Source organism: Frankia torreyi (assembly GCF_000948395.1).
GTDB classification, from domain to species: domain Bacteria; phylum Actinomycetota; class Actinomycetes; order Frankiales; family Frankiaceae; genus Frankia; species Frankia torreyi.
The window spans coordinates 1-10,727 of the sequence record NZ_JYFN01000096.1 but is presented as its reverse complement, the minus strand read 5'-3'; the positions used below and the strand labels follow the sequence as shown (position 1 = coordinate 10,727).

The following is a 10,727-nucleotide window of genomic DNA, read 5'->3' as shown; positions in this document are numbered from 1 at the left end:
CGGCGGGCCGGTGGGACGATCCCCGCGCGGGCGGGGACGACCCTTGCTGACCTGGGGGTTTATCGGTGAGGGCGGGCGAAAAGGATTAGTCCGTCGTAGTCGATGGGGTAGCCGCGGTCGCGGCCGGCGGTGCGGACGGCCCAACCCTGTTCGTTGTCGGCCGGTTCGATCATGACGGCTTGGCCGTCGCCGATGCGTTGGGCCAGGAGGGTCCACACGCGGTCTCGGACGCGGGCGCTGGGGTTGCCGACGAACACCCCGGCGGCGATCTCGATCATCCAGCGGGTGAGATGGCCGCGGAGCCCTTCGGCGGCCGCAATAAGCACGACGACGGTCATCAGGGGTCGGTCTGGCCGTCGACGTCGGGTCCGACGATGCCGAGGCTGATGGCGTCGTCCCATCCGTTGGCGTAGTCGGCGGCCCAGTTGACGCCTCCGGGGACCTGACCGTCGAGTTCGTCCCACAGGTGCAGGGCGTCCTGATCACCGGTCTCGGCCTGTTCGCCGTCGAGAAGCAGGTCCTTGAGGTCGCGGACGATCCGTCCCATGAGATGACCGTCGGCGACCTTGTCGCGGAAGGCGGTGCGGATGTCGCGTTCCTCGACGGTTCCGGCCGCGGCCAGATCGAAGGCGAGCGGAATGGTGTATTCCGCCTTGTAGAGGTCCGCGATGTCCAGAACAAAGGAGATCGCGGACCCGGTGTGAACGAAACCGAGTGCCGGGCTGGCGCCGATGCCGATGATGGCTGCGTGGCAGATGCCGTAGAGGCAGCTGTGCCCCGCGGAGAGCAGACGGTTGATGTCGTCGCCGTCGGCGAAGGGGTCGCCGTGGGTGTAGACCCGGCGGTTCCAGGAGACGCCGGTCCGTTCTGCGTGAGCCCGGTAGACCTTCTTGATCCGGGCGCCCTCCCGGCCGCGGAGCTGCTGCATGGTGGCGGTGCTGACGTCGTCGTCGGGGAAGCGCATGCCGTACATGCGGCGGGCGACGGCCAGTCGGTGCTGGGTGCGCGTGACGAGGTAGGCCTGCCGCATGAGCAGCCCGGAGCCGCGGCTGGGGCCGAGGCCTCCCGCATACATCCGCACGCCGCGGTCGCCGACCCAGCACACGGCCGTGCCGGAGTCGGCGAGCAGGCGGACGGCGGCGTGGGTGACCCGGGTACCAGGGCCGATAAGCAGGGTGGCGACGAAGGCCGCCGGGACGCGCGCGGTGCGTTCACGGTTGATCAGAACGACGGCATTGTCGTCCCGGTCGATGTGGCATTTCTCGACGTACAGGCTGGAGACCCGGTCCTCGATGCGGTGGAGGTCGAGGGGATCCGACGACCACCACATGTCAGCCACCCTCCGAGGGCGGCGTGGTGACAGGCGCGAGCGGGGCGAGGGTGAGCAGGCCGCAGCCGTAGGCCTTGGCCGCGCCGACACCGCTCAGGAGGGCGCGACGGGCCAGGTCGGGGTCGACGACGCGCAGCGCGCCGTCGAAGGTCGCGGTGCTGAGGACGACCTGGTGGCCTTTGTTCTTCCCGCCGTTCCCGCCGTCGGGGGGTCTTTTGCGGAAGGTGAGCCGTTCGCGGGCGTTGAGCTGGACGGCGGGGCCCGTTTCGGTGGTGAGAGGGGTGAAGCCCCAGCGGTCGACGCGGTCGGTGAACCAGGCGAGTTGCTGGCCGGCGGTGCGGTGCGCGACGCGGACGCCGCGGGGGCGGGGCCCGGCGAGCCGTTCCTTCTGGGCGACGGAGGGGCTGGTGGGCTGGCGGGTCGCGGCGACGGGGTTGGCGCGAAGCCGGAAGGCGAACTCGCGGCCAGCCTGGATGCGGTCCAGCAACGGCTGGTAGTCGCGGACGAGGGCCTGGGGATCCTCGGCGTTCGGCCAGCCGGCCTGTTCGACCAGATGCTCCCAGGACGGGCGCGACTCGGTGAGGATCAGGACCTCCGCACGATGCGGCCGGCCTGTTTCCAGCCGCCACAGCACCCGTTCCGTGACGGGTTGGCGGGCCAGGCCACCGAGGACAGCGGCGTGCATCCGCTCGGGGTTGCGCAGCAGGGACTGTGCGCCGGTGCGCAGCGGGTTGAGCCAGATGCGGGACAGGTAGGTCATCGGCGGCTCACCATCCCAGCAAAGCGAACGGATCATGGGAAGATCCGGTGCCGCCGGCGTCGTCGTCGAGGTCGACAAGGTCATACGGGGGCGGCAGGTGCACCCAGGTCTGATGGACGCGGCGGCTGCTGAACGCGCGGGTGCGGGGATCGAAGGTGGTGGGCAGATCCATCCGGACGTCCTCCCCGTGCGGGTCGTCGACGGTGACCGGCAGGTCGACGGTGCGCGGCTGGGGGCGCAGCGCGGCGAGGCGGTCGATCTGGGCGGCGCCCGCGGCCCAAGGCACCGCGGTCAGAACGTCCAACACGTCTCCCGGCCACAGCGGCCGGCCGGATTCGTCGTCTGGGGTGAGCAGCAGTGGTTGGGTAGGCGGGCAGGAACGGCGGCCGAGCGCCAAGGGGAACGCCGGTGCGCGGATCGCGTCGACAAGCGTGGTCAGCACCGGCTCGGGTGCGGCGACCGCGACCACGAACACGGCGTCCTGGAGGTAGAAGCGTTCCGTGACGTGGGTGTACTTCGCCGGGGATGTGAGCTTCTGCAGCCCCTTGGCGGTGACCGCCGCAGACGGTAGTGGACGGCCCCGATAGTCACTCACGGTGTGGTAGTCGCGTAGCAGGGTGCCGGGCTGGTCGGTGCGTACGCCGAAGGTGAGGGCGAGCAGGTCCTCGATCGGGTCGGCACGGCGGCGGCCCTCGGCTGCGGCGAGCAGGCCAATCAGGCCGCTCTTGGTCGGCTCGGTCAGCGTCTCCCGGCGGTTGAACATGCTGCCGCCGCCCCAAGACTGCACCGGCCCCGCCAGCCGGAGCACCAGGCAGCGAGAGTCGGCGCCGGTCATCGGGCCGCGCTCGCCAGCTGGTCCCGGGCCGCGTCCGCAACCGTCTCAATGACCTTGGTCAGGGGCGTCGACGGGCCCAGCGCCGAGGTGAGGACCTTGTCCCGTTCGGCATCATCCGGCGTGCGGTACGTGGAAGCGATCAGCTCGGGGCGCAGGCCCCACAGGTCTGCCGCGGTGGTCAGCTCTTTGGCGAACTGGTCGATTGATCCGTTGAGTACGCCCTTCTGCTGGGCGCGGACGGGCTGCTCGAACGCCGAGACCAGATTCACCGGCTGGTCGCCGCGCACGGCGACGGTCAGCAGGCTTGGGGTGGTGCGGTGCGCGAAGGAGTTCTCGTGCCCGGTGGGCATCGAGGTGGTGAACGCGGTGAGGAAGACCCGCAGCGCCTCGACCGCGGCCTCCGTGTCGCCGCCGAGGTTCTCGACGAGCTGGTGTAGACCGACGGTGGCGAACCGGTACAGCGTCGCCGACTGGAACTCGACCGTTCCGATCATTCCCGCGCCGGTGTCCTCCTTCGGGTTCTCGTCATCCACCGCGGTGTAGTAGTCGAACTCGACTTCCGCCGCATGGGTCGACAGGGCGTGCGCGACCTGGGTGGCCGCGTCGACGTTCAGCGCGGGCAGGTCGGCTACCATCCGTCCGAACAGCGCGACGTCGATCGGATGACCCGCGCCCAGCACCTCCTTCACCGGCACACCCTTGACCGCCTCGGCGAGCTCGGCGTCGTCGAGGCCGATCAGACGGGGCAGGTCCGGTTCGATCCGGTCGATGAGCCGCTCGAGCTGGGGATGCCCGAAGAACAGCAGGTAGGCGGTTTCCGCTGCTTTCTTCCCCGGTTTGATGCCGAGCTCGGCGAGCACGCTCGTCGCGACTCGGGTGCTGGCCTCGGGGTCAAGCTGGCAGCGGCCGACGAGCCGCTCGGCCAGCAACGCCGAAATCTTCTTCGTGCGGGTTCCCAGTTGCGCCGGGTCGATCTGGTCGGCGAAGGCGGTGCGGGTGGCCCGCTTCCACGCCTGCGACGATACCCGGGCCCGCTTCACCCCGCCGTAGAGGGCCTGTTTCGGCGTGCCCGCATCGTCCCGATTGATATTCGACGGGGGGACGGTCTGAAGGATATGAATGTCAACATAGCAGCGCATAGCAACCGGTCTCTTTCTACTGGGGCAGGGAGTTGACTGGCAGGACCCGCCCGGCCGAGGCGCGGATCGTCATCGTCGCGATGCGGACGCGGAGGCCGCGGTCTCACTGTCGCGGTTCAGGAAGTACTGGGCCGCCCAGCGCCGGCGGACCTGGCCGAGGCGGGCTGGGCTCTGCCAGTTGACGAGGTCCCAGAACAGGGCGGTGTAGTCGAGTGGCCGCTGGATCTGCCGAAGCTGGCGGACAAGCCCGCGCAGGTGATAGCTCGCCTCACTCAGCGAGGTCGCGGTCGCGGCGGTCCCGAACCGGCGGTCGACAGCATCCGGGCTGAACTTCCCGCTCGCACGCAACTCCTTCACCGCCGTACCCAGACCGCTTCCCAGCGCATGGGCAGAACGTGGCAGCGACTGCTGATGGATGGCGAACAACGTGAGGGCGGCATGCTCCGCACGCAGCCGCGTGGTGAGATGGCCGTCGGCCTGCAGGGTGGTGTAGTACTGCCACATCTGCGGGACGCTGCCCGGCTCGCGGCCGACACCGCGCCGCAGCGCGGCCAGATCCGCGCCATCGGGCAGGTCCGCTCGATGTTCACGCTCCCAGAAGAAAGGCCGCTTTTCCCGGTTCGTGTCGGCGGATCGCGCCGCTGTTGATGTGGTGTCCGTTTCCGTGGTCATGGAGATGTTCCCCGTCCGTGAAAGGGCTGTCAGGCCGCCGCTTCGCCGTTCGGCCGGGCCTGAGTGTTCACCGGCCGGCCGAGGATGTTGTTGAGGGAGCGGCGGAACGATGCCTCGGCATTCGCCAGGCGAGGGCCGAAGCGCTGCTCGGGTTCCCGGCCGAGGAAGGTGGCGGGCTCGGCCGCGGACAGGACTGGATCGGCGACCTCCCAGGCCAGCCTGCGGGCAACGATCCGCCACGCCCGCTCGGCACCGTCGGCATCCCCGGGATGCAGCGCCAACCCGGCCAGCAGCCGGCGGACCGTCGGGGTGAGCAGATGGACGAGCACATCCCCGAGCCGCTGGCCCCGATCCCAGGGCAGCTTGTCCGCGCCCACCGCGGCCCGTAGATCGTCGCCCAGCCGGTTCGCCGCGATCCACAGATCCTCCGCCTGCCGGGCCACCGTCAACACGACNTCACGGACCTCGGAGTTCTCCGTCAACGCCGTGACCGGCAGCGGGATCTCATCGGTCATCACGTCCTCGATGACCGCGGACTGGTTGCCGTAACGAACCCCGACAGTGAGCACGCGCAGCGGCAGATCCTCGGCTACGTACTCGTCCAGCCGCAGCGCAGCGAGTTGCGTCAGCAGCGCCGACGAGGAGACGCGGTCGCTCGTCGGCGACGACGTGGCCAGCAGCGCCTCCAGACCCCGCCAGGCGGACCGGCCCGGCTGGTGGCGCACCGGCCGCTGCGGAGGTTCGTCCGACTTCGGCTTGTCGACCTGCCGCCAAGCCGTGTGCGGCTCCACCTCATGCGCCGACCCCCTCAGCCGATCACCCGCGGCCAGCACCACCTGCCGCACCACCGCCCCGCCGGGAGCCGCATCCTCCAGCTCGGCAACCAGCCGCACCCGCCGCGCCTGCCAGGTCAGCAGATCGAGCAGGCCGCGCGCGCCACGGGAACTCCAGCCAGGCCCAGCAGCCGCCTCCGCCCGCCACTGCGGCCGATCACCTGGGTTCACGCCCTGCGGCAGGATCGGCAGGTTCAGCAACAGCGTGTGAAAGAGGGTGGCGCCGAACGGAACGATCACGCCCAGCTGGCCGACCGGCCCGGTGGGGTTCCCGGTGGTCTTACCCGCTTTCACCGCCGGGTCGTCGACCGCCCCCGACTTGATGGCCGCAGTGTCCCAGCAGTGCACCGACAGCAGGGCCCGCGCCGCCCGCGCCGGGGTCAGAGCAGGCGGATCGCTCTCCGCCCGGGCGCTGAACAGTGGCACGTTGTTCCCAGCCGCGAGCCGAGGAATCAGCAGCGATACCGGCTTCGTCTCACCCTTCGCGGTCCGCAGCCCCGCCACCTGCGCAAACGGCCGCTCGGGATGGAACAAGTCGAAACAATCTACAGCGTGGTGCTTGAAGTACTTATCAAGCTGCTTAAGCCGCTCATCGCAGAACTCGCCGTCTTCCCACCACGACGACCACTCCTCCCGGTCCCTCGGCGCTCCACAGGCATCGATCAGCACTGGCAGGAGCACCTGACGCAGTACGGCCACAACCTCAAGGGGATCGTCCACCGCGAAACCGTCGAACAGGTGCGCCTCGACGAGCGCCCGGCGAATCCCGACCTCGACGCGCTCTCCCTCAGCCATCACCGGTATCCACGGCTGCTCCACCAGATCGAACCGGCCCATCCGCCCTCCCCCATCAGAAATCGATCTACCTGCGCACACAGGTCTATCAAGCCCCACCGACAGTTCTGGAACCCGGCGCGTCGCCTCACCGGGATCAGTTGTCGCGACGGCCCGCGGAGCGCCCACCTCGCCGACGATTGCGACGACGCGACGATCTTTCACGATGACGTAGCCAATCGCGCAGCAGACCGCGCCGATGCTTTGAGTCCTGTGGGAACACAGCTCGGAGTGCACCGAGGATCCCCCAGATCATCATGGTCAGGACGACCGCCCACGCAGGTGCGGTCGGGACTGCTGCGAGGGCCGGCGGTCCCCACACGATCATCCCCGGGCCAGCAGGGCGCACCCAACTCCTCCGGAGCCCAGTTCCGCGGTAAGGCTGAGTACCGGATCGGGCGCGCGGGAGGAGACTGCTGATCCACACGGTTCAGGACGATAGCCCACACTCCAGATGACTGTTGAAGCGGGCCCCTGTCAGCGCTACCCAACCGGGCACCCGTGGCGCGCCGAACCGGCCAGCTGGCATCCGGACGCGATGCAGGAGCCACGGAAGTTGGTAGCTTGGGGTAGCCCAGCCACGCTGGGGTCGTCCGCGGGCACCTGTGGCGCTGCCGTTGTCCCCGCCATCGCGGGGTTCCACCCACCCGAAGAGATCCCGAGTTCGGGTGACCCCGAGGCATGTGCACCTAGAGTTACCTGTGCCCATGGGTCCATGGATGCCCGAGCCGCTCGTGTGACAGGCCGGTCTCGTGGCTGTAGCTCAGGCGGTGGCCGCCCAGCGTTGTCGACAGATCGTCGTCGAGAACGAGGGCGCGGGCTCGTCGTAGCCAGGGGTCGCCCTGCCAGCCGGGTAGCGGGGCCAGCTCTTTGATCGCGACGGCGGTCAGTGCCTTGTTCGCAGGCAGACGGACCGTGTCTGCAAACACCTGTTCCAATAGCGTGTCGTCGGAGATGGCCGCCTCGCCGTGCCTGCCGAGGCTGCGGCCGGCGAGCGAGCGGTAGCCGCCGGCCGGATCGCCTCGGACCAGGACGACTTCGACGGACTCGTCGCCGTCCCGGACCACGGCCGCGACCCGCTCCTCCGTGGTAAGCACGGCTGTCGCCCGCTCGTGCAGGCCCTCCAAGGTCTTCACGCCCAGCTTGTCCGGACCGGACAGGAGGAAGTCCGCGGCGCGGACCGTACGGTCCGCCTCGCGGTCGGCCCATTCCTGCCGATACCGGGTGGCGCTCTGCGTCCAGGCGTCCGGCCCGAGTGGCTCGTCGCCGTAGCCCGCGGTGACCAGCTCGGGAACCTGTGCCGGGATGGACCAGCCCGCTCCCGCCGCAGCCTCCAGGACGAGAGCCGCCGACCGCAACAGCAGATGATCGCCATAGACGGCGCGGCTTCCACCCGGCCATCGCGGCAGGCCCTCAGCGTCGACACGAAGCCCACAGACGATCACCTTGGGCTCGCGTCCTCGATCCGGGCGACGGTGCCGGAAGAGTCGGCCGGCACGCTGGAGCAGCAGGTCGATCGGCGCCAGATCACTTACCAGGAGATCCACGTCGACATCGAACGATTGTTCGGCTACCTGGGTCGCCACCACGACGAGCCGGCCAAGGCGAGCCGTGCCCCGGCCCGGTGGTCCAAGCAGGTCCACCACAGTCTCGGTGCGGGCCGCGCGTTCCCCTGCGACGAGGCGAGCGTGGAGCAGCACGACGTCCTGGCCGAACTCCGGGCGTATCGCAGCATAGACGTTCTGGGCGCGGGCGACCGTGTTACACACGACCAGCGCGCACCCGCCACCACCCACCTCGCGGATCACCCGGTCGGCGACGGCGTCGACGGAGAAGTCCGCGTTCTCCTCCAGAACCTCCACCTGGACCGGCGGCAGAGTCATCCAGGCCGCGTCGGTTGCCTTGCCGAAACCGGGTACGCCGTCGTGCGCCCAGGCGGTAATTACCCGCGGATATCCCCGGGGAGCCGGCAACGCCGAGACATCGATATCTCGTTTCTGTAGCGCCCCCTGGAGGTAGGCCCGGACAAGCTCAGCACGCTGAGCAGGTGGGAGCGTGGCAGACAGAAGAATCACCGGCACTCCGGTGTCCGCCAGCCACCGCAGCGCCTCGAAGAGAAACTGAGCCATGTACACGTCATAGGCATGCACCTCGTCGAGGATGACCACCCGCCCGGCCAGGCCGGCATGGCGTAGCATCACGTGCTTGGTCCGCGTGGCCGCATGCAGAAGCTGGTCTATGGTGCCCACCGTCACCGGCGCCAACAGGCCCCGCTTCGGGCCGAGAAACCATTCAGCCGCAGCCACCCCATCGATCGTATGGCGCGGACCCGTCGTGGTCGCCCCGCCGACGCCGAACTCATCGGGCAGACCATATTCGTCAAGCTCGTCATCGATCCCGGTGAAGGTAACCTGCGATCGAAGCGCCGCCCATTCCTTGTTGAAACGCGCTCGCCCGTGCAGCAGGCCGAGGGGAACCTCCGGATCGATGGATAACGACCAGGTCCGCACCCTGCCGAACATCGGGTCGCTGGTCGCCTGAGTCGGCATCCCCACGAACACCCCGTCAGCACCGAACCGGCGCGCCAGGACTTCGGCCGCGCCGAACGCCGCCTCGGTCTTGCCCTCACCCATCGGCGCCTCAATGATCATAAGGCCAGGGGCCGGCATCTCCTCAGCCAGCCGCACCGCACTGCTCTGCACCGCCCGTGCCGACCGGCCAAACCGATGCTTGATCAAATCCGGCTCACCGCCGACGCTGGGAGCCAGCCGCTCGACGCGCCACCCTCCTCGCAGTCCCAGCCGATCCCAGGCCAACCTGGCCCGCTCGCGCGAGCACGCGAGCGACACCTCGGCGAGGTCCGCCTGACCCTGAAAATGGTTCCCATCGCTGGCGATCCAGTCCGCCATGATGATCAGGCCCGACACAGCAAGCTGGTTGCCACGGCGAGGAGTCCTCACCTCGGCAAGCGAGGCGAGATCAATACCGAGCTCGGCGGCAACCCGATCGACGAACGCGGCCTGGGCCTGCGCCCACACGCCTCGCCCGTGCGCATTCGGAGTACTTGGCTTCAGCCGATCGGCACCCGGCACCAGCCCGTGATGACCAGCGATCAAAGGCCAGGTCCAGCTACATGCCGACGGCCGCCATCCCGCTTCGCGTAACCGACGTTTGACGATGACCGCACCTGCTCGCGCGTGATGCCATCGCCGACCCTGATCGACGGTAAGAGTCCCCCAGTCCAAACCGGCGGCTCGGACCTGGTCGGCCAGCGCGGCTTCCTTCATCTGGAACGCCGGGGTCGCCTTACCCACATCATGCAGTCCGCACAGAAGAGCGAACAGCGACCGCCCTCGGCCCTGGCTACAGTCATCGAGAAAACGCCGTACTACGGGCGAGAGGAAATTATCCCAGACAAGCTCCGCAACAGCCGCAGTGTCGAGCAGATGCCCGAGCAACAGGTGCATCGACTCTGGCGCCTTCGACTTCCCCCACACCACTGCCAACGCGTCATCCATGGACCACATCCCCCGAGTAGGGCCATCGAGCTCACTATCCAACCATGCGATTCGCAGCCCACCATCAACACCCCTCGACCGATCAGATGCCACGTCTACCCGAGGCCGACCCGCACTCCCAGGTGCCCGCCGTCCCTCATCCGGAACCGCAGGTCAGCTGTCCGCAAGGATGATCCCCGCGCGAGCAGGGACGACATGTGATGCTCCGAGACGAGCCGGGCGAGCCCAGCGAACATTCCCGCGCGGGCGGGAACGACGACGCCGATGGTGAAAGGATGATGAAGAGGACGGAAGATCCCCGCGCAGGCGGGGACGACAGCCCCTCGACCTTGGAGAGGTCCACCCCGTCCGGAAGATCCCCGCGCAGGCGGGGACGACGTGACCTCGTTATCCAGCGCGGTGTCAATGTGCGGAAGATCCCCGCGCAGGCGGGGACGACCCCGGTGCAGGACGGCGGTGAGACGGATCCCGGGGAAGATCCCCGCGCAGACGGGGACGACCCGCCTCGCGGCTGCCCCGAGTGCCCTGAGGCGGAAGATCCCCGCGCAGGCGGGGACGACATTTCTGCTCGTTCCCCGGCCGGTCCGGGCGAGGGAAGATCCCCGCGCAGGCGGGGACGACGACGGAAGCGCTGCCGTTCCGGGAAGCACCGCGGGGAAGATCCCCGCGCAGGCGGGGACGACGCATCGCGGGCGATGCACTCGTTGACGTCACACGGAAGATCCCCGCGCAGGCGGGTACGACACCAGCACAGCGGCGCGTGCGGCCCAGAACAGGGGAAGATCCCCGCGCGGGCGGGGACGACT

Annotated in this window: 8 protein-coding genes, 1 pseudogene and 1 CRISPR repeat array; all 9 genes and pseudogenes read right to left on the bottom strand. The window is 69.0% G+C overall.

The window, feature by feature from the left end; translation table 11 throughout:
- Positions 1-59: 59 nt before the first annotated feature.
- Positions 60-338, bottom strand: coding sequence for a type I-E CRISPR-associated endoribonuclease Cas2e (cas2e, locus tag FF36_RS29825; protein WP_044888549.1), 279 nt, complete (start codon positions 336-338; stop codon positions 60-62).
- Entirely contained in the window at positions 338-1,330 is a 993-nt protein-coding gene (cas1e, locus tag FF36_RS29820) for a type I-E CRISPR-associated endonuclease Cas1e (protein WP_082122351.1), read from the bottom strand. The genes cas2e and cas1e overlap by 1 nt, the downstream gene beginning before the upstream one ends.
- 1 nt (position 1,331) lies before the next feature.
- On the bottom strand, positions 1,332-2,126 hold the full coding sequence (cas6e, locus tag FF36_RS29815; RefSeq protein WP_242422988.1) for a type I-E CRISPR-associated protein Cas6/Cse3/CasE: 795 nt from the start codon (positions 2,124-2,126) through the stop codon (positions 1,332-1,334).
- Positions 2,098-2,925: a type I-E CRISPR-associated protein Cas5/CasD gene (gene cas5e, locus FF36_RS29810; RefSeq protein ID WP_044888546.1), complete on the bottom strand. Its 828-nt coding sequence runs from the start codon at positions 2,923-2,925 to the stop codon at positions 2,098-2,100. The genes cas6e and cas5e overlap by 29 nt, the downstream gene beginning before the upstream one ends.
- Positions 2,922-4,064, bottom strand: a complete 1,143-nt coding sequence (gene cas7e / locus FF36_RS29805) for a type I-E CRISPR-associated protein Cas7/Cse4/CasC (protein ID WP_044888545.1) — start codon at positions 4,062-4,064, stop codon at positions 2,922-2,924. Before cas7e ends, cas5e begins: the two co-directional genes overlap by 4 nt.
- A gap of 69 nt (positions 4,065-4,133) precedes the next feature.
- On the bottom strand, positions 4,134-4,736 hold the full coding sequence (gene casB, locus FF36_RS29800) for a type I-E CRISPR-associated protein Cse2/CasB (RefSeq protein WP_044888544.1): 603 nt from the start codon (positions 4,734-4,736) through the stop codon (positions 4,134-4,136).
- Positions 4,737-4,765: 29 nt separating this feature from the next.
- Positions 4,766-5,191 (bottom strand): annotated as a pseudogene (locus FF36_RS39560) (type I-E CRISPR-associated protein Cse1/CasA); the annotation flags it as partial.
- A gap of 1 nt (position 5,192) precedes the next feature.
- Positions 5,193-6,406: type I-E CRISPR-associated protein Cse1/CasA (gene casA, locus FF36_RS29795; protein ID WP_277913000.1), on the bottom strand; the 1,214-nt coding region annotated here is incomplete at its 3' end.
- A gap of 692 nt (positions 6,407-7,098) precedes the next feature.
- Positions 7,099-9,921, bottom strand: coding sequence for a CRISPR-associated helicase Cas3' (gene cas3 / locus FF36_RS29790; RefSeq protein WP_242422987.1), 2,823 nt, complete (start codon positions 9,919-9,921; stop codon positions 7,099-7,101).
- Between the two features lie 288 nt (positions 9,922-10,209).
- Positions 10,210-10,726: direct repeats of the CRISPR family, unit length 29 nt; unit sequence CGGAAGATCCCCGCGCAGGCGGGGACGAC.
- Position 10,727 lies beyond the last annotated feature (1 nt).

What these genes read in the sequence shown, in the direction of transcription:
- cas2e (WP_044888549.1), bottom strand. Translation starts at nt 338, where the DNA reads ATGACCGTCGTCGTGCTTATTGCGGCCGCCGAAGGGCTCCGCGGCCAT.
- cas1e (WP_082122351.1), bottom strand. Translation starts at nt 1,330, where the DNA reads ATGTGGTGGTCGTCGGATCCCCTCGACCTCCACCGCATCGAGGACCGG.
- cas6e (WP_242422988.1), bottom strand. Translation starts at nt 2,126, where the DNA reads ATGATCCGTTCGCTTTGCTGGGATGGTGAGCCGCCGATGACCTACCTG.
- cas5e (WP_044888546.1), bottom strand. Translation starts at nt 2,925, where the DNA reads ATGACCGGCGCCGACTCTCGCTGCCTGGTGCTCCGGCTGGCGGGGCCG.
- cas7e (WP_044888545.1), bottom strand. Translation starts at nt 4,064, where the DNA reads ATGCGCTGCTATGTTGACATTCATATCCTTCAGACCGTCCCCCCGTCG.
- casB (WP_044888544.1), bottom strand. Translation starts at nt 4,736, where the DNA reads ATGACCACGGAAACGGACACCACATCAACAGCGGCGCGATCCGCCGAC.
- cas3 (WP_242422987.1), bottom strand. Translation starts at nt 9,921, where the DNA reads ATGGATGACGCGTTGGCAGTGGTGTGGGGGAAGTCGAAGGCGCCAGAG.